Below are 16,957 nucleotides of genomic sequence, written 5' to 3'. Positions count from 1 at the left end.
ATGGTCAGTCAGGGCGTGCTGCTCCCTGACCCGTCGGTGCCAGGGGCGGCCCTGCCTGTCCGGGCGGTTCTGCCTGCCACCGTCGACGCGGTGCGGTCGCGCGGTACCGCAGTGCTCGTCGCGCCGCCCGGGTCGGGGAAGACCTCGCTGCTGCCGCTCGCGCTGGCCGACGCGTTGGAGGGCACGATCATCGTCGCCGAGCCGCGCCGGATGGCGACCCGCGCGGCCGCGACCCGGCTGGCGATGCTGGTCGGCGAACCGCTGGGGCAGCGGATCGGCTACGCGATGCGCGGGGAACGCGCCGGCGGCAAGGGGCTCCGCGTCGAGGTGGTCACCACAGGGCTCCTCGTACGGCGTCTGCAGCAGGATCCGGAACTCCCGGGTGTCGCCGCGATCGTGATCGACGAGTGCCACGAGCGGCACCTCGATGCCGACCTGCTGCTCGCGCTCTGCCTCGACATCCGGGCGAATCTTCGGGAAGACCTGGCGATCGTGGCGACCTCGGCCACTGCGGACACGGTCAGGCTGAGCCGCGCACTGGGCACGGACGTTCCGGCACCCGTGATCACCGCGTCCGCCGCGCTGTTCGACGTGGCGATCGAGTGGGCCCCACCGCCGGTCCCGGCGCCGCTGCTGCCCGGCGGGCGGGTCGACCCGCGCCTGCTGGATCACGTCGCCGCCGTCGTCCAGCGTGCACTCGCCGAGAACGAGGGCGACATCCTCGTGTTCGTGCCGGGGGAGGCCGAGATCAACGGGGTGGCTCGCCGGCTGGCCGGGCAGAACGTCCTGCCGTTGTTCGGCCGGCAGTCCAGGGCTGAACAGGACCGCGCGCTGGCGCCGTCCGCCACCCGACGGATCGTGGTCACGACGTCGGTCGCGGAGAGCTCGCTGACCGTGCCCGGGGTGCGGGTCGTGGTCGACTCGGGTCTTGCCCGGGAGCCGCGGACCGACCAGTCCCGCGGCCTCGGTGCGCTGGTCACCTGCCGGGTCTCAAGATCCTCGGCCGACCAGCGAGCGGGTCGCGCCGGGCGGGAGGCGCCAGGCCGGGTCTATCGGTGCTGGTCTGCGACCGACCACGGGCGTCTTGACGCTCATGCGGCGCCGGAGATCGCCATCGCCGACCTGGCAGGCTTCGCCCTCGACCTCGCAGCGTGGGGTGCGCCCGCTGGTGCCGGTCTGACCCTGCTCGAGGCGCCGCCGGCGGTGGCGATGACCGCGGCCATCAAGCTGCTGCGCAGCATCGATGCAGTTGACGACGACGGCCGGATCACCGAACGGGGCCGGCGGATGGCGGCGATCGGGGCGCATCCTCGCCTTGCTCGTGCGTTGCTGGACGGGACGCCGCGGGTCGGCGCCGACCGGGCACGCGAGGTCGTCGCGCTGCTCTCGGACGACTCCGGCCGCGGCTCCGGCGATGACCTGCCGGCCCGCTGGCGAGCGCTTCGCCGCGGCGAGGACCGCGGAGCCACTGCTCGCTGGCGAGAAGAGACGAAGCGCCTCGGCCGTGGCGCAACCGGCGACACATCGGGCGGGTCAGCGGCGCGCCGAGTGCCGGACGATCTCGCCGCTGGGATCGTGGTGGGGCTGGCGTATCCGGACCGGATCGCGCGGGCTAGGGGGACCGACTCGACGACGTACCAGATGTCCGGTGGCACGGGCGCCGCGCTGGATCCGCAGTCGCCGTTGCGGACCAGTACCTGGCTGGCGATCGCGGTTGCTGACCGGGCACCCGGTCGCGCCGACGCCAGGATCCGTTCCGCGGCGCCGATCGACGAGCAGACGGCGCGAGACATCGCAGGCGGCCTGGTCTCGACCACCGACCAGATCCGCTGGGACGACGGCCGGATCGTGACGCGGCGCGTCGAGGCGCTGGGCGCGATCGTGCTGGGCGATGTCCCGCTGGCCAAGCCTGACCCGCTGCTCGTCCAAGCCGCCGTCCGCGACGGCATCCGGCGCAGCGGCCTGTCCGTGCTGCGCTGGTCGGAGGCCGCACTCGCCCTGCGAGAGCGGCTCGCGTTCTGCCACGCCCACCTCGGCGCCCCGTGGCCCGCGGTCGACGACGAAGCACTGCTGGCCGATCTTGACGAGTGGCTGGGTACCGAGCTCGCGTCGGTGCGCGGCTCCCGCGATCTTGCCCACATCGACGTGGCCTCGGCGCTCCGGCGACTGCTGCCGTGGCCCGCGGCAGCCCGGTTCGGTGAGCTCGCACCCGAACGGCTCCAGGTCCCGTCGGGCTCCGAGGTTCGGCTCGGATACGACGGCGTCGAGCCGCCGGTCCTCGCAGTAAAGCTGCAGGAGGTGTTCGGCTGGACCGCCACGCCGGCCGTCGCGGACGGTCGTGTCCCCGTCGTCTTGCACCTGCTGTCGCCCGCCCGACGCCCGGTCGCGATCACGAGCGATCTCGCCTCCTTCTGGAAGCAGGGTTATCCCCAGGTCCGAGCCGACCTGCGCGCCCGCTACCCCCGCCATCCGTGGCCGGAAGATCCACTCACCGCCGTCCCGACCAAACGGGTAAAGCCCCGTCAGTAAAGGTGCGGATCACCGGGCGCGCTCCATCTTGTAGTGCAGACGCATCATCCAGGTGCGCCGCATCCGCAGCTCGTGGTCGGTGCGGAGCACCCCGTACGGGTCGCAGTACAGGCGGAGGGTCTCGTGCAGCGGGACGCGCGCAGCGAAGTCCCGCCCGCCGTCATGGACGACGACGTACGCGCCGTCCTGCCCGAACCGTCCCGGAGGCGACTCCAGGACAAGCCCGCCCCCGTCGCTGATCACGGGGCGCAGGAACACCTGGACGTTGCCGGACTCGAGCGGGAACGCGACGTGGACGCTCGGCTGCGCCGCACCGGGGAGCCGCCGCGCCGAGTAGCAGCCGCTGAACACGTAGCGGCCAGACGGCCGGAGCGTCCGCAACCACGCAGCGCCCACCTGCTCGCCGTCCCGGTCGCGGATCACGCGGACCCGGCTGTCCATCCCGTGCGCGACGTCGAGCGGGCGCATCGGCAGAGACAGCTGCTCCACCCGGCGGCCGAACAACCGCGCGATCAGCTCACCGGCCGGCCAGAAGAGCGGTGACCATCCGCTCCACACCTCCATGTGCCAGGCGGCGGTGTGCTCGTAGAAGTCGCGGATCTGCGGATCCAGCCGTCCGCGACCGCGGAGGAATGACTCATCGGGGCGCGCAACCAGGAGTGGTCGGTGGCGAGGTCGACGGGCTTGCCGACCAGTCGCCAGAACTTCCGGGACCCGAGGTCCAGCAGATGGTTCATCAGCAACGCATTCTTGCAGGGGGTGGGGTCCCGCGGTGTTCGTAACCGACGGCTCCTCGACTAGGCCCGACATATATGCTCGGGGCATGGCTTCCACATCGACATCCGGGTTGCCGGCGAACCGCCGTGGGACTGGCTCCAGCGGGCCGATCTGATCCGTGCGAAGGTCGCGGAGCTCGAGGGTGCGGGAGCGACCAGGGTGCGTGAGGAGGAGTACACCGACGAACGTGGCTCAGTTCTTGGCCACGTCGTGATGCTCGACCCCGAGGGCAACGAGTTCTGTGTTGCTTGAGTCAGCGGCCTGAGGTCGACACGGCGTTCCACTCGTCCACCCTGGCGGGTCGGTAGAAAAAGTTATACCTTGGATTCATGAAGACAGCGATCAGCCTCCCGGACCATACGGCGGAGCGCTTCGACCACATCGCGCAGAAGCACGGTATGACGCGGTCGGAGTTCTACCGGCGTGCCGCTGAGCACTACGCCGACGAGCTGACCGGTGCGGACCTGACCGCGCAGATCGACGACGCGATCGACGCCATCGGGCAGCCCGGCGACGACACCGCCGAGTTCCGCCGTGCAGCGAACGCGCGCCTGGTCGAGGCCTCGGACGAGTGGTGATCCGGCGCGCAGAGGTGTGCTGGGTCGACTTCGGAGAACCCCGGGGCAGCGCTCCCGCCAAGCGGCGACCGGCCGTCGTCGTGCAGTCCGACCAGTACAACAAGTCCCGCATCGCCACCGTCGTCGTCCTGCCGATCACATCCAACACGGCTCTCGCGCGTCACCCGGGCAACGTCTTCCTCCCAGCCCTGGCGTCCGGACTGCCGAAGGACTCGGTCGTCAATGTGTCTCAGCCGATGACCGTGGACCGTGCTGACATCGACGCCACCGGATTTGCGCTTCCCGAGAACCTGATGGACGCCGTCGACGCCGGCCTTCGACGAGTCGTGGACTTGTGATGGTCGACCCGATGGGGGACGGACACACGAGGCAACATTGATTGACCTCGACGGGGGCCAGCTCCTGATCGCGCTCTTTGTGCTCATCCTGGTCAGCGGCGCCGTCCAGTCGCTGTCCGGATTCGGGTTCGCGCTGCTCAGCGCCCCGCTGCTGGCCGCGACCATCGGTGGCCCCCAGGCGATCTCGACCATCTTGATCACCGGAACGGCCTGCGATATCGCCATCCTCGCGATGCGCCGCAGCGTGCCGCGTCCGGACGCGCGGGAAGTACTGACCCTCGCCGCGTGGTCAGTCCCAGGCATGGTCGCAGGAGCTTGGCTCCTGGCCGCGCTGCCCGCGGTCGGCCTACAGATCTTCGTCGCGGCAACCGTGATCGCGGCAGTCTTGCTGCGCCTGCGGACCCGAGAGCGCCAGGACATCGTCAGCACCCGCTGGGCGATCCCAGCGGGGCTCCTGTCCGGCGCGTTCAGCACCTCCACGTCCCTCGGCGGCCCGCCCACCGTCTACTACCTCGTCCACCGCGGCCTGCCGCCGCACACGATGCGCGACACCCTGGTCACCCTCTCCCTGGTCCGACTCCCGCTGAGCGTCATCGCGCTCCTCGTCGCGGGCGTCTGGGAGACCTACGAGTACTGGCCTGCACTCATCATCGCCGCACTTCTGGGCCAGCTCGTGGGCACACAAGCGTTTCACCGCTTCGGACACTCGCGGTACGAACACATCGTGCTCGGCCTCCTGACCGTCGCGGCCCTCGTCTCGGTCGCGGCGCTTGCCCTTCGCTGACGGTCGGCAAGCTCCCGGAGGCCCGACCTATGCTCCTGTGATGGCTGTGTACTGACGGTCTTCCCGAGGCTCCGGCTGACCCGGCTTCGGGACCCCTCCCGATGCCTGGGCTGTAAGACTGGTCCAAGGATCTATGACGCTTGACGAGGGGACGTCCATGAGGCTCCGACATGCAGCGCTCGCGGTCGTGGTGCTCGGGCTGGCCGCCTGCGGCGGACCTGGTTCGGAGCCGAGCGGTCCGGTTGGGGAGACCGGCTCGCCGTCGGCTGCTTCGCCGTCGGCGACGACGACCGTGCCCGACGACGAGGCGGTCGCCGCAGCGGACGGTACCGACTACGAGGCCTGCTTCGACGCCACCTGCGAGGTGATCGTCGAGACCGGCACCGAGATCGAGCTGGACGCGAGCCTGGGCTGGACGACACCGGATGGTCTGGAGCTCGACGGCTGGAGCCTGCTGACCGTGGACGACGTGGCCGACGGGTCCATCGGCCTGTCGCTCTCGGGAGAGGGCCCATCGAGCGGGGGCGCCACGTCGACGATCCTGACCGCCGACGGCACCGAGTACTACCTGGACGGGATGTCGATCGACGCGGTCGCGGCACCCGACGATCAGGTGGTGCTCAACCTCTCGTGGGGCTGACCGGTTTGCCATGACAGTTCTGGCCGGTCGCGAACGTATCGTCATCCGCATGAACAGCCGTAGCGATGATTCGGATCCACACGGTGGAGGAGCTGGCGAGCGTCCGCCTGGCGGAGCGGGGTTGGTGGCGTCGGCCGCACAGGCCGGTGGCGCCGGTACCGCGTCCCTCGGCGACGACTGGGTGCCGGGGCCTGACGGCGTCCGCGAGCGCTCCGCGGCCCGCGTCATCCTGATGGACGACGACGGTCGCGTGCTCGTGATGCGTGGGCATGACGTGAACCAGCCGGAGCGGTCCTGGTGGTTCACCCTCGGCGGCGGCATCGACGCGGGGGAGAGCCCGGTCGAGGCTGCGCTGCGCGAGACCCGCGAGGAGGCCGGCATCACGCTCGCGCCCAGTGACCTGGTGGGGCCCGTGCTTACCCGGACGGGCATCTTCGACTTCTTCGCGGAGACGTGCCGTCAGCACGAGGTGTTCTACCTCGCGCGGATACCGAACGCGGTCGAGGTGTCTGCCGACGGCTGGACCGACGCCGAGCGCGAGCTGCTCGACGAGGTGGCATGGCTCACGGCGGCACAGCTGCGCGAGCAACCGCTGGAGGTGTTCCCGCCGGAGCTGCCGGACGTCGTCGAACACCTCATAGCGGGATGGGACCGGCAAATCCGGCACCTGGGTGTGCAGATCGACGGGTGAAAACCTGGCGTGGCGCCGTACTGGCGCGCGCGGCGGTGACAACGCGCCTAGCGTCAAAGGCGGGGGAAAATCGCCACGAAAGGCACTCATCATGGAAAGGCTTACCAAGGCAGCATTGGCAACAGGCGGCGCCGCCGTCCTGCTGCTCGGAGGAGCGGGGACGCTGGCGTTCTGGACCGACGAGGGTCTCGCGACCGGCACCGACCTCACCGCGGGCACGCTGACTATGACCGACGGGACGTGCGGCGACTGGACGCTCGACGGCGGCGACGCCATCACGGAGGGCATCGTGCCGGGCGACACCGTCACCGCCGACTGCGCACTGACTCTCGGCGGCACGGGCGACCACCTCGCCCTGGGCGACATCACGGTGAGTGCACCCACCTGGGCGGAGGTCAACGCGCTCACCGGAGTGCTGGAGGTAGATGTCGAGAGCGCGACGCTCGACGCCGTGGAACTCACCCTGCCGCTGACCGAGCCAGTGGCCGTGGAGGCGGCTTCCGACCTCGTGGTCACCATCGCGGCGACCTTCCCAGAGGATTCCGGCAACGACACCCAAGCGCTCACCGCGAGCCTGGAGGACGTGACCGTCCAGGTGACACAGGCGCACGTCGACTCGACGCCCTGACCGTGCCGGGAACCGAGGCCTCTCGGGCAGCGGCCGGCTTCGCTGGCCGTTCGCTCGCCGTCGTCGTCATTGCGGCGGCGGGCGTTGCGCTCGTGCTCGGGGTGATCGTGCCCAGGGCAGCGGGTGCGACCCCGTACGTGGTGCTCACCGACTCGATGGAGCCCGGCCTCCCGGTGGGCACGCTGGTCGTGTCGCGGCTGGTGGCGCCGGAGAAGGTCCGTACCGGCACCGTGATCACCTACCAGCTCCGCTCCGGCCAGGAGCAGCTCGTGACACACCGGGTGGTCGGTATCGGGATGACCGTGGGCGGCGAACGGACCTACCTCACCCAGGGCGATTCGAACGACGTGCCCGACGCGCAGCCCGTGCGAGACGTCCAGGTGCGCGGTGCCGCGTGGTACCACGTGCCGTACCTCGGGTACGTCGCCGGGGCCGTCACCGGCCAGCGAGAGATGGTCGGCATCGGTGCGGCCGTGCTGCTGCTCGGATACGCGAGCTGGCAGGTGGCGCGGGCGGTCCGGGAGCGGGACGGTTCGGCCGGGGACGGAGCCGCGTGATGGCGTCGGGACGGTGGACCGCTCTGATAGCGGTGCTCGTCGCAGCGCCGGCCGTCGTCGTCCCCGCGGCGGCCGGTCCGGTACATGCAGCCGCGCTCCCGGCGCTCGCGGCCGTCCCGGCTGTTTCCGGGGACGAGCTGGTCCTGAGCGTCGACGGGAGGACCTGGGCGCCCACCGTCACGACGCCCCTGTTCGACCCGAGCCTTGTCTGGGTGCCCGGAGACGTCGAGACCGGGACCCTGTACGCGCGCAACGCGTCCGGCGAGCAGGCCAGGGCGGTGGTCACGGTCCTGGTGGACGGCGACGCCGCACTCGTCGAGCAGGTGCGCGTGCGGACCCGCCTGGGATCCGCTGCCTGGACGGACGGCCTGCGGTCGGACGTCGCCGACCTCACGCCTGGCGAGGTGCTCCCGATCGGTCTCGAAGTGGCGTTCGACCCGGCCGCTACGAACGCGTCGCAACAGCAGACCGCCAGGATCGACGTGGTCGTGACTCTCTCGGCTGCAGGCCCGGATGAGGGCGGCTCGGCCGATCCTGGAGCGGCCGGGCCGGGCAGCCTGCCGCGGACCGGGGCGAACCTGCTGCTGCCAGCCCTGGTGGCGGCCGGGGCAGTCCTCCTCGGAAGCGTGCTCCTGGGACGGCGCGGGCGGAGGTCGGACCATGGCTGAGCCGGACCGTCCGTCCCCGCAGCGCGCCAGCTCGTGGAGCACCACCGCTCTGCGCCGCGGGCTCGTCGCGCTCGCGCTGGCCATGCTGCTGCCCGGCGCGGTCGTGGCGTGGGCGTGGTGGAGCGACACAGCGACGGTGACCTCGGACCCGATCACCGCGGGCACCCTGGACCTCACGGTGGGACCGGTCACGGGTTCGGAGCAGCTGGCCGGTCCGGGCGGGTCATGGACGTACACGGCGCTGGGGCTCACGGGGATGCTGCCGGGGGAGAGTGTTGCCCGCACCATCGTCCTGCGCAGTTCCGGCACGGCGGGCGTTGACGTCTCCGGAACGGTCACGTCGACGACAACGGCGCTGGGTCAGCACCTGCTCCTGAGCACCACGACGGGCGGTGCCGCGACGAACACCACGCCGGGCGGCCTGCGCACGGGAGCCTGCACCGGCACGGTCTCCCGCGCGCAGGCGCCGGTGACGGCCACGGCGACCTCCGCCCTGAGCGCGGTACCGGTGGCGTCCGGTTCGACCGTGACGCTCTGCGTGGTGCTCGGCCTCAGCCCCAGCGCGCCGTCGTCGGTCCAGGGCGCGTCCACCACCGCGACGTTCGTGCTTACCGCGAACCAGGCCGGTGCGCCGTGAGGCGGGCGGCGGTCGCGCTCGTCGCGGCGCTGGCCCTCCTGCTGGTGGTCGTGGTCCCACGGGGTCCCGCGTGGGCGGCCTGGGGGGACACGGGGACCGTCGCCTCCGGCACGCTGACCGCCGGGACCATCCCGGCGACGACGGCGTCCTGCGGGGCGCTGGGCCTCGGATCGGTGACGTTCACGTGGACCGCAGTACCCGGAGCCACCGGCTACGTGGTGCACTACGGCGCCGGCGGCACCAGCACGCAGACCCGGCCCGCGGGGACCACCTCGTTCAGCACCACGGGAGCGGCAGTGAACGGGACCTTTTACGTCGTGGTGCAGCGGCAGTTCACGGCGACCACCTGGACTTCGGCGCCGTCGAACCCCAGGACCTACACAGTGCTGGCGTTCGTGCTCGGGATCTGCCTGTGAGACGCCCGCCCTGGCCCGGAACGGTGCATCTGACCCGATGACCGATGATCCGGGGCGAGCCGCATAGGATTGAACGCTGTGACAACCGTGACCATCGGAGTCCTCGCCCTGCAGGGCGACGTCCGCGAACACCTGGCCGCCCTCGAGTCCGTGGGCGCGCGTGCCGTGACCGTGCGCCGTCCGGCCGAGCTGGCCGCCGTCGACGGCCTCGTGATCCCGGGCGGTGAGTCCACGACCATCGACAAGCTGCTGCGCATCTTCGAGCTGGCAGACCTGCTGCAGGCCAGGATCAAGGAGGGCCTGCCGGTCTACGGCTCGTGCGCGGGGATGATCCTGCTCGCCGACCGGATCCTGGACGGCACCGCCGACCAGCAGACCGTCGGCGGTATGGACGTGGTCGTGCGGCGCAACGCGTTCGGGCGGCAGGTCGACTCGTTCGAGACCGACCTCGAGTTCGCGGGAATCTCCGACGTCGGCGACGGCGGCCCGGTGCGCACCGCGTTCATCCGCGCCCCCTGGATCGAGGAGGCCGGGGCCGACGTCGACGTGCTCGCGCGGATCCCGGCTGTGGATACGCAGGGCCGCCCGGTGGCGGCCGCCGGTAGGATCGTTGCAGCACGGCAGGGTCCGCTGCTCGCCACCGCGTTCCACCCCGAGATCACGGGGGACACGCGCGTGCACGGGTTGTTCGTCGGCATGGTTGCGGGCGGCTGAGCGGTTCTCCCGCTACCGTTCGACCCCATTGAAAGAGCAATCGGAAAAGCTAAAGGAGTCAGGTAGAGGCATGTCAGGTCACTCCAAGTGGGCCACGACCAAGCACAAGAAGGCCGCGATCGACGCCAAGCGCGGCAAGCTCTTCGCGAAGCTGATCAAGAACATCGAGGTCGCGGCACGCACGGGCGGCGGCGATCTTGCCGGTAACCCGACGCTGTTCGACGCGGTCCAGAAGGCGAAGAAGTCGTCGGTCCCGAACGACAACATCGAGCGCGCACTGAAGCGTGGCTCGGGCGAGGGCGCCGACGCCGTCGACTACCAGACGATCATGTACGAGGGCTATGGCACCAACGGCATCGCCGTCCTGGTCGAGTGCCTCACGGACAACAAGAACCGCGCGGCCTCCGAGGTGCGCCTGGCGTTCAGCCGCAACGGCGGCAACCTCGCCGACCCGGGTTCGGTGTCGTACATGTTCTCCCGCAAGGGCCTGATCGTGGTGCCCAAGTCCGAGGGCGTGGGCGAGGACGAGGTCATGCTGGCCGCGCTCGACGCCGGCGCCGAGGACGTCACCGACCAGGGTGAGGTCATCGAGGTCCTGACCGAGGCCACCGACCTGGTTCCGGTCCGTACGGCCATCCAGGAGGCGGGCATCGAGTACGACTCCGCCGACGTGATCTTCCACCCGTCGATGCAGGTCGAGGTCGACGTCGAGGGTGCGCGCAAGATCATGCGGCTCATCGACTCGCTCGAGGACAGCGACGACGTGCAGAACGTCTACGCGAACTTCGACGCGAGCGACGAGGTCATGGCGGCCCTCGACGACGAGGAGTGATCCGCCCGCTGGTCAGGACGGGATCGCTGGTCGGGACAGGCTCGCTGGTCGAGCCTGCGGGGACCACGCCCGGCGTCGTGAGAATCTGACGCCATGCGCGTTCTAGGGGTCGACCCCGGCCTGACCCGGTGCGGCATCGGCGTCGTCGACTCCCTGCCCGGCCGCCGGGCACGGATGGTCGCGGTCGGCGTGGTCCGGTCCGACCCGGACCTCTCGACCGACCTGCGGCTCCTGAAGATCTCCGAGGGCCTGGACGCGTGGCTCGACGAGCACGTGCCCGACGTCGTGGCGGTCGAGCGGGTCTTCGCGCAGCACAACGTCGGCACGGTGATGGGGACCGCCCAGGCGGCGGGCCTGGCCATGGTGGCCGCGGCCCGCCGGGGTGTGCCCGTCGCCCTGCACACGCCGTCCGAGGTGAAGGCGGCGGTGACCGGCTCGGGGCGCGCCGACAAGGCGCAGGTGACGACCATGGTCACCCGCATCCTTGACCTTGACGAGGCGCCGCGGCCCGCCGACGCCGCCGACGCGCTGGCGCTTGCGATCTGCCACCTGTGGCGGCCGTCCGGCGCCCTCCAGGGCGGCGACCGGCACGAGCTGACCCCCGCGCAGCGGGCCTGGGCCGCGGCGGAGCAGGCCGCCAAGCAGCGTCCCCGGCGCTGACGAACCGACGGCGTGGCATCGGCCGGCGGACCGGCCGGGCTTGTTAGGGTTCTCGCACGAACGTTCGAGTGGGGCTCGACCGGCAGGACAGCCGAGAGCACCCACGCAGGACCTGAGAACAGGACCCGAGAAGGGGGAGCCCGTGATCGCCTCGCTGACGGGGACCGTGGCCTACGTGAGCCTGGACCGCGCCGTGGTCGACGTCGGCGGCGTCGGTTACCTGGTGCACGCCACGCCCGCCACGCTGGCCGGGCTGCGGGTCGGCGAGACCGCTTCCGTCGCCACGAGCATGGTGGTCCGCGAGGACTCGATGACGCTGTACGGGTTCGGCGACCCCGACGAGCGCGACGTGTTCGAGGCCGTGCAGACCGTGTCCGGCGTCGGGCCCCGGCTGGCGCTCGCAATGCTCGCGGTGCACACGCCGGACGCGCTGCGCCGCGCAGTCGCCGGTGACGACCTCGCCGCGCTGACGCGGGTGCCGGGCATCGGCAAGAAGGGCGCCCAGCGCATCGTCCTGGAGCTGGGCGACCGGCTCGGGCTGCCGACGGGCGCCCCCCTGGCGGAGGCCCCGACGGGCTCGACCGCCGGAGTCGCTCCCGACCATTCCGAGCGGGTGGTCGAGGCCCTCGTCGGCCTGGGCTGGCCTGCCAAGCAGGCCGACGACGCCGTGGCGAAGGTGCTCGCCGAGGCGGGGACCGACGCCGTGGCCGCCGACGAGGTCTCCAGCACCCTGCGTGCCACGCTGAGGGTGCTCGGCGGACACCGTGGGTGAGGTTTCGACCGGCACGGACGGCGGAGGCAGCCGGATCGTCGCCCCGAGCGCCGACGAGATCGAGCGCGCCGCCGAGGCGGCGCTGCGGCCGAAGCGGCTCGACGACTTCGTCGGCCAGCGGGTCGTGCGCGACCAGCTCTCCCTGGTGCTGCAGGCCGCGATCGCACGCGGCAACCCGCCCGACCACGTGCTGCTGTCCGGCCCGCCTGGCCTCGGCAAGACGACCCTGGCCATGATCATCTCCGGCGAGCTGGAGTCGCACATGCGGCTCACCAGCGGCCCGGCCATCCAGCACGCGGGCGACCTCGCCGCCGTCCTGACCTCGCTGGAGGAGGGGGACGTGCTGTTCATCGACGAGATCCACCGCCTGGCCCGCCCCGCGGAGGAGCTGCTGTACGTCGCGATGGAGGACTTCCGGGTCGACGTCGTCGTCGGCAAGGGGGCCGGTGCGTCCGCGATCCCGCTCGCCCTGCCGCGGTTCACCGTCGTCGGCGCCACCACGCGCTCCGGCCTGCTGCCCGCCCCGCTGCGCGACCGCTTCGGGTTCACCGGGCACATGGACTACTACTCGCCCGAGGAGCTGGAGCGCGTGATCCTGCGCTCCGCCGGGCTGCTCGGCGTGCACCTCGACCACGCCGCCGCGCACGAGATCGCCGGCCGCTCCCGCGGCACCCCACGCATCGCCAACCGGCTGCTGCGCCGGGTACGCGACTGGGCACAGGTGCGCGGCGACGGTCGCCTCGACCTGCACGCCGCGAAGTCCGCCCTCGAGGTCTACGAGGTCGACCTCATCGGCCTGGACCGGCTCGACCGCGCCGTGCTCACCGCCCTGTGCACGCGGTTCGGCGGCGGACCCGTGGGCCTGTCCACGCTGGCCATGACCGTGGGCGAGGAGGCCGAGACGGTGGAGACCGTCGCGGAGCCGTACCTCGTGCGCGAGGGCTTGATCGGCCGCACCCCGCGCGGCCGCGTGGCCACCCCCGCGGCCTGGGAGCACCTAGGTCTCACGCCGCCCGCCCAGGCGCCCGGACACACCACCGGGACCCCGGACACGGGAACTTTGCTCGACCTCTGACGTTGTCCTGGTGTTGCCCACCGCACGGGCACTCGAGGATCCACACCCGAGCACTACACTGGGTCGGATCCTCGTCGTACTTGCGCGACGCATGCCTGCGCAGCACATCCGACCCAGCAATCGAATAGGACTATCCACTGTGGACGCCTCATTCCTCATTCTCATCGCTCTCCTCGTCGGGGTCATGTTCTTCATGTCCTCACGCACCCGCAAGCAGCAGCGCGCGGCGGCGGAGTTCCGAAACAACCTCGTGGCTGGGGACAAGGTCATGACCGCGTCCGGCATGATCGGCACCGTCGTCGACGTCGACGACGAGAACGACCAGGTGACCATCGAGTCCTTCCCGGGCAACCCCACCACCTGGCTCCGCGCCGCCATCTCGAAGAAGATCGAGGAGCCCGTCGCCGACGACGAGGACACCGACGAATCGTCCGATGAGTCCGACGTCACACCGGACAGCGAAACGGCAAGTACGATCAGCCCCGACGCGACCACCGTTCCCGACGACCTGTCTGACCTGGACACCGCCAAGCGCGAGTACCAGGAGCAGCAGCGACGGGATGCGGACGCGGACGGCAAGTGACGGCCGCGCCGTCGGGTAACTAACCCGGTCGGCGCCGAACCCGCACCGGACCTACCCTCCGGCGCGCACACGAGAAGAGACAGACGTTGGCGACTGACACCCGGCGCTCGCGGCCGGTTCGCACGATCGTGCTCCTGACGATCTTGACGATCCTGCTGCCCTTCGGCGCCCTCTTGGCTGGTTGGCAGTTCGACGGAAAGTCGGACGACAATCTGGACGGCGCGAGCCTGGCCCCCGCACTGGCGCTCGACCTGCAGGGCGGCACCCAGATCATCCTGGAGGCCGTCACCTCGGACGGGTCAGAGGTGACCCCCGAGGCGCTGGAAGAGGCAATCGGTGTTATCCGGCAGCGAGTGGACGCCAACGGCGTCGCCGAGGCTGAGATCGCCAGCCAGGGCAGCAACCAGATCGTGGTGGAGATCCCGGGCGAGGTGGACGACGAGACCGTCGCCCTGATCTCCCAGCCCGCGCAGATGAAGTTCCGCCCGGTGCTGACCATCGGCAGCCCTCTCCCGACGACGCCGCCGTCGGCCAGCCCCTCCGCCAGCCCGTCGGCGAGCGCTGAGGCTGAGGGCGGCGACGCTGCCGCCGGTGCGCTCACCGACGAGGAGCTCGCCGAGCAGCAGGCCGCGATCGACGCGGCGACGGACCCCTCGGACCTCGCCCAGATCACGCCGTCGGTCCAGGCCGAGTTCGACGCCCTTGACTGCACCAACCCGGCGAACCTCGAGGGTGGCGGGGGAGACAACCCGGACCTGCTGCTCGTCACCTGTGACGCCACCGGTCAGGCGAAGTACATCCTGGGGCCTGTCGAGGTGGACGGGACCAACATCGCGAGCGCGAGCTCGGGCCTGCGGACGGGTGCGAACGGCACCGTCACCAACGAGTGGGCGGTGCGGCTCGAGCTCAACAGCCAGGGCACCGAAGAGTTCCACGAGACGACGTCGCGCCTGAACACGCTGGAGAGCCCGCGCAACCAGTTCGCGATCACGCTGGACGGACTCGTCATCTCGGCGCCGTCGCTGGACCCCGGGGTTGTCATCACTGACGGCCGGCCGGAGATCTCCGGCTCCTTCACCCAGGACACGGCGGCCACGCTGGCCAACCAGCTCAACTTCGGCTCGCTGCCGCTTACCTTCGAGGTGGACGGCCAGAACCAGATCTCGGCGACGCTCGGCGCGGAGCAGCTGCAGCGCGGTCTGTTCGCCGGCCTCATCGGTCTGGCCCTGGTGGTCGTGTACTCGATGTTCCAGTACCGCTCGCTCGGTCTGCTGACCGTGGCCTCGCTGGTCGTCGCGGGTGCGATGACGTACGTCGTGATCGCGCTGCTGAGCTGGGGCATCGGCTACCGCCTGTCCCTGCCGGGTATCGCGGGTCTGATCGTCGCCATCGGTTTCACGGCGGACTCGTTCATCGTGTACTTCGAACGTATCCGGGACGAGCTACGCGACGGCAGATCGCTGCGGCTGGCGGTCCAGCGCGGCTGGATCCGTGCCCGCCGTACGGTGCTCGCCGCGAAGGCCGTCAACCTGCTCTCGGCAGTGATCCTGTACTTCATGACCGTCGGCGGTGTGCGCGGCTTCGCGTTCACCCTCGGCCTGACCACGATCATCGACATCATGGTGGTCTTCTGGTTCACGCACCCGGTCATGGAGCTCCTCTCGAAGGTTCCGTTCTTCCGCGACGGGCACAAGGCGTCGGGCCTCTCGCCGGATCGCCTCGACCTGGACAGCAGCGGTCCGCGGTACCGGGGTGCCGGCCGGTTCTCCGGTCCGAAGTCGGATGCGGTGGGCACGGTCGACGCCGACACGCCGGACAGGGAGCGTGAGCTGGTCTCGGCCCAGTCGGTGAAACCGGCGCCACGGCTCGCCGAGGACGGCCGAAGGATGACTATCGCGGAGCGGCGTGCCGCCGAGCGCAAGGCTGCCGCCGGGTCCGACGAGACGACCCAGCCGGCTGCAGAACGAGGAGAACATCTGATGGCGGGCAGCTTCGCCCACTGGGGCAACGACCTCTACACCGGGCGCAGGTCCTACCCGATCGTCCAGCGGAAGGGCCTCTGGTTCTCGATCGTCGGCCTCTTCTCGGTCGCCTCGATCCTGGTGCTGGTCTTCCAGGGTCTGAACCTGGGCATCGACTTCCGCGGTGGCTCCGAGTTCACCGTTTCGGGCGTCGCCAACACTGACGAGGACATCGCCCTCGACACCGTCGCCGAAGTGGCTCCGGGCGAGGAGCCGCACTTCAGCCAGGTGGGCGCCGACGCCGTCCGGGTGCAGGTCTCGCAGCTCGACAACGAGGAGACCGACCGGCTGGGCCAGGCCTTGGCGGACGCCTACGAGGTGGACGTCAGCGAGGTCACGTCGAGCTTCATCGGCCCGACCTGGGGCGAGTCGGTGAGCCTGCGGGCCCTGTGGGGCACCGTCGCGTTCGTCGTCGCCGCGGCGATCTTCATGGCCATCTACTTCCGCGCGTGGCGGATGTCGGTGGCGGCCGTCGTCGCGATGATCATCGACGTGCTCGTCTCGGCCGGTGTGTACGCCGTCATCGGCTGGGAGGTCACGCCGTCGACGATCATCGGCTTCCTGACCATCCTGGGCTTCTCGCTCTACGACAAGATGGTTGTCTTCGACAAGGTGCGCGAGAACACGCTCGCCGTGACGGAGCAGACCCGCAGCACCTACGCCGAGCGGGCGAACCTCGCGATCAACCAGACCCTGGTCCGGTCCATCAACACCTCCGTGGTGGCGCTGCTCCCGGTGGCGGGCATCCTCTTCGTCGGTGGGTTCCTGCTGGGCGCCGGCACGCTGCTGGACATCTCGCTGTCGCTGTTCGTCGGTATCGCCGCGGGCGCACTGTCGTCGCTCTTCCTGGCGACGCCGCTGGACGTGGTGCTGCGCGAGCGTGAGCCCAAGATCGCCGCGCACACCAAGAAGGTCATGGACCTGCGTGCAGGCATGGTGGCCGAGGGCGCCGACGAGAGCGTGCTGGCCGCCGCCGCGGCGGGTCACGCCCAGCTTGTCCCCGGGCACCACCAGGGACAGACCGCTCAGCCCAGGCGTCGCCGGTAGGCTCACGCCT

The 16,957-nt window shown here is 70.7% G+C and carries 20 protein-coding genes; 19 read left to right on the top strand and 1 reads right to left on the bottom strand.

Going from position 1 to position 16,957, the window contains the following annotated elements:
- Complete coding sequence (gene hrpB / locus AB1046_RS06580; protein WP_369373574.1) at window positions 1-2,529, top strand: ATP-dependent helicase HrpB; 2,529 nt, start codon at window positions 1-3, stop codon at window positions 2,527-2,529.
- Between the two features lie 9 nt (window positions 2,530-2,538).
- Here hrpB and AB1046_RS06575 read toward each other — a convergent pair whose 3' ends face one another.
- On the bottom strand, window positions 2,539-3,093 hold the full coding sequence (locus tag AB1046_RS06575) for a hypothetical protein (RefSeq protein WP_369373572.1): 555 nt from the start codon (window positions 3,091-3,093) through the stop codon (window positions 2,539-2,541).
- A 246-nt stretch (window positions 3,094-3,339) separates the two neighbouring features.
- On the opposite strand from AB1046_RS06575, the gene AB1046_RS06570 reads away from it, so the two are divergent.
- From AB1046_RS06570 to secD, 18 genes are all read left to right on the top strand, one after another.
- Window positions 3,340-3,558, top strand: coding sequence for a VOC family protein (locus AB1046_RS06570; RefSeq protein WP_369375600.1), 219 nt, complete (start codon window positions 3,340-3,342; stop codon window positions 3,556-3,558).
- A 77-nt stretch (window positions 3,559-3,635) separates the two neighbouring features.
- Window positions 3,636-3,884: a CopG family ribbon-helix-helix protein gene (locus AB1046_RS06565; protein ID WP_369373570.1), complete on the top strand. Its 249-nt coding sequence runs from the start codon at window positions 3,636-3,638 to the stop codon at window positions 3,882-3,884.
- Window positions 3,881-4,222: a type II toxin-antitoxin system PemK/MazF family toxin gene (locus AB1046_RS06560; RefSeq protein ID WP_369373568.1), complete on the top strand. Its 342-nt coding sequence runs from the start codon at window positions 3,881-3,883 to the stop codon at window positions 4,220-4,222. Before AB1046_RS06565 ends, AB1046_RS06560 begins: the two co-directional genes overlap by 4 nt.
- A gap of 37 nt (window positions 4,223-4,259) precedes the next feature.
- Complete coding sequence (locus AB1046_RS06555; protein ID WP_369373566.1) at window positions 4,260-5,006, top strand: sulfite exporter TauE/SafE family protein; 747 nt, start codon at window positions 4,260-4,262, stop codon at window positions 5,004-5,006.
- Window positions 5,007-5,163: 157 nt separating this feature from the next.
- Window positions 5,164-5,646 (top strand): hypothetical protein, encoded by a 483-nt coding sequence (locus AB1046_RS06550; RefSeq protein ID WP_369373564.1) that lies wholly within the window; start codon window positions 5,164-5,166, stop codon window positions 5,644-5,646.
- Window positions 5,647-5,770: 124 nt separating this feature from the next.
- The gene (locus AB1046_RS06545) at window positions 5,771-6,337 is read left to right on the top strand and encodes an NUDIX hydrolase (RefSeq protein WP_369373562.1); all 567 of its coding nucleotides are present in this window, start codon (window positions 5,771-5,773) and stop codon (window positions 6,335-6,337) included.
- Between the two features lie 91 nt (window positions 6,338-6,428).
- Window positions 6,429-6,965 (top strand): alternate-type signal peptide domain-containing protein, encoded by a 537-nt coding sequence (locus tag AB1046_RS06540; RefSeq protein ID WP_369373560.1) that lies wholly within the window; start codon window positions 6,429-6,431, stop codon window positions 6,963-6,965.
- A gap of 2 nt (window positions 6,966-6,967) precedes the next feature.
- The gene (locus tag AB1046_RS06535) at window positions 6,968-7,522 is read left to right on the top strand and encodes a signal peptidase I (RefSeq protein WP_369373558.1); all 555 of its coding nucleotides are present in this window, start codon (window positions 6,968-6,970) and stop codon (window positions 7,520-7,522) included.
- On the top strand, window positions 7,522-8,190 hold the full coding sequence (locus AB1046_RS06530; RefSeq protein ID WP_369373556.1) for a hypothetical protein: 669 nt from the start codon (window positions 7,522-7,524) through the stop codon (window positions 8,188-8,190). The genes AB1046_RS06535 and AB1046_RS06530 overlap by 1 nt, the downstream gene beginning before the upstream one ends.
- Window positions 8,183-8,827, top strand: coding sequence for a SipW-dependent-type signal peptide-containing protein (locus AB1046_RS06525; protein ID WP_369373554.1), 645 nt, complete (start codon window positions 8,183-8,185; stop codon window positions 8,825-8,827). The genes AB1046_RS06530 and AB1046_RS06525 overlap by 8 nt, the downstream gene beginning before the upstream one ends.
- Window positions 8,824-9,243, top strand: coding sequence for a hypothetical protein (locus AB1046_RS06520; RefSeq protein ID WP_369373552.1), 420 nt, complete (start codon window positions 8,824-8,826; stop codon window positions 9,241-9,243). The genes AB1046_RS06525 and AB1046_RS06520 overlap by 4 nt, the downstream gene beginning before the upstream one ends.
- Before the next feature lie 78 nt (window positions 9,244-9,321).
- Window positions 9,322-9,957: a pyridoxal 5'-phosphate synthase glutaminase subunit PdxT gene (gene pdxT, locus AB1046_RS06515; RefSeq protein ID WP_369373550.1), complete on the top strand. Its 636-nt coding sequence runs from the start codon at window positions 9,322-9,324 to the stop codon at window positions 9,955-9,957.
- A gap of 70 nt (window positions 9,958-10,027) precedes the next feature.
- Window positions 10,028-10,789, top strand: coding sequence for a YebC/PmpR family DNA-binding transcriptional regulator (locus AB1046_RS06510; RefSeq protein WP_369373548.1), 762 nt, complete (start codon window positions 10,028-10,030; stop codon window positions 10,787-10,789).
- Between the two features lie 93 nt (window positions 10,790-10,882).
- The gene (gene ruvC, locus AB1046_RS06505) at window positions 10,883-11,449 is read left to right on the top strand and encodes a crossover junction endodeoxyribonuclease RuvC (protein WP_369373546.1); all 567 of its coding nucleotides are present in this window, start codon (window positions 10,883-10,885) and stop codon (window positions 11,447-11,449) included.
- Between the two features lie 142 nt (window positions 11,450-11,591).
- Window positions 11,592-12,221 carry a Holliday junction branch migration protein RuvA gene (gene ruvA / locus AB1046_RS06500; protein ID WP_369373544.1) on the top strand — a complete coding sequence of 210 codons (630 nt, stop codon included), beginning with the start codon at window positions 11,592-11,594 and terminating at the stop codon, window positions 12,219-12,221.
- On the top strand, window positions 12,214-13,296 hold the full coding sequence (gene ruvB / locus AB1046_RS06495) for a Holliday junction branch migration DNA helicase RuvB (protein ID WP_369373542.1): 1,083 nt from the start codon (window positions 12,214-12,216) through the stop codon (window positions 13,294-13,296). Before ruvA ends, ruvB begins: the two co-directional genes overlap by 8 nt.
- 91 nt (window positions 13,297-13,387) lie before the next feature.
- A complete protein-coding gene (yajC, locus tag AB1046_RS06490; protein ID WP_369373540.1) occupies window positions 13,388-13,879 on the top strand; it encodes a preprotein translocase subunit YajC in 492 nt (163 codons plus the stop codon).
- Window positions 13,880-13,965: 86 nt separating this feature from the next.
- Window positions 13,966-16,947 (top strand): protein translocase subunit SecD, encoded by a 2,982-nt coding sequence (gene secD / locus AB1046_RS06485; protein WP_369373538.1) that lies wholly within the window; start codon window positions 13,966-13,968, stop codon window positions 16,945-16,947.
- Window positions 16,948-16,957: the final 10 nt, after the last annotated feature.

Source organism: Promicromonospora sp. Populi, from assembly GCF_041081105.1.
Lineage (GTDB): Bacteria > Actinomycetota > Actinomycetes > Actinomycetales > Cellulomonadaceae > Promicromonospora.
The sequence above is the reverse complement of the archived record's forward strand: the minus strand, read 5'-3'. Positions and strand labels throughout refer to the sequence as shown.

Bases quoted from the DNA above. Each gene is read 5' to 3' on its own strand.
- AB1046_RS06540 (WP_369373560.1), top strand. From the start codon at position 6,429: ATGGAAAGGCTTACCAAGGCAGCATTGGCAACAGGCGGCGCCGCCGTC.
- AB1046_RS06565 (WP_369373570.1), top strand. From the start codon at position 3,636: ATGAAGACAGCGATCAGCCTCCCGGACCATACGGCGGAGCGCTTCGAC.
- AB1046_RS06530 (WP_369373556.1), top strand. From the start codon at position 7,522: ATGGCGTCGGGACGGTGGACCGCTCTGATAGCGGTGCTCGTCGCAGCG.
- yajC (WP_369373540.1), top strand. From the start codon at position 13,388: ATGCCTGCGCAGCACATCCGACCCAGCAATCGAATAGGACTATCCACT.
- AB1046_RS06550 (WP_369373564.1), top strand. From the start codon at position 5,164: ATGAGGCTCCGACATGCAGCGCTCGCGGTCGTGGTGCTCGGGCTGGCC.
- ruvC (WP_369373546.1), top strand. From the start codon at position 10,883: ATGCGCGTTCTAGGGGTCGACCCCGGCCTGACCCGGTGCGGCATCGGC.
- AB1046_RS06575 (WP_369373572.1), bottom strand. From the start codon at position 3,093: ATGGAGGTGTGGAGCGGATGGTCACCGCTCTTCTGGCCGGCCGGTGAG.
- AB1046_RS06525 (WP_369373554.1), top strand. From the start codon at position 8,183: ATGGCTGAGCCGGACCGTCCGTCCCCGCAGCGCGCCAGCTCGTGGAGC.
- AB1046_RS06510 (WP_369373548.1), top strand. From the start codon at position 10,028: ATGTCAGGTCACTCCAAGTGGGCCACGACCAAGCACAAGAAGGCCGCG.
- hrpB (WP_369373574.1), top strand. From the start codon at position 1: ATGGTCAGTCAGGGCGTGCTGCTCCCTGACCCGTCGGTGCCAGGGGCG.